The 291-nt window shown below is 47.1% G+C and carries 1 protein-coding gene; it reads left to right on the top strand.

The features are described 5' to 3' along the window. Nucleotides 1–44 precede the first annotated feature (44 nt). On the top strand, nt 45–291 hold a 247-nt coding region (fliT, locus tag ACMV8I_RS21450), incomplete at its 3' end, for a flagellar protein FliT (RefSeq protein WP_498867154.1).

Raw genomic sequence — 291 nt, 5'->3', positions numbered from 1 at the left:
CCAAAATAATGGATCGACATCAGTACCTGGTTAATGTATATAAGATGATCCTGACGTTGAGCGAGCACATGCTGGCGCTGGCGCAGGAAGAAAAGTGGGATGAACTGGTTGAACTGGAAGTCAGCTATCTGAAAGCCGTTGAAGCAACCACCATTCTGCCCCTGTCGGAAGAGGTCGCCATAGGTGTTCAGAATTTGATTCGCCTGCATTTGCGACGTATTCTGGACAACGAAACCCAGATTAAAATATTGCTACAAGCACGGATGCAGATACTGGCTGAGTTAATCGGTC

This window comes from Ewingella sp. S1.OA.A_B6 (genome assembly GCF_049889095.1).
GTDB lineage: Bacteria > Pseudomonadota > Gammaproteobacteria > Enterobacterales > Enterobacteriaceae > Ewingella.
Note: the sequence above shows the minus strand (reverse complement) of the source record. Positions and strands in the feature narration are given on the sequence as shown.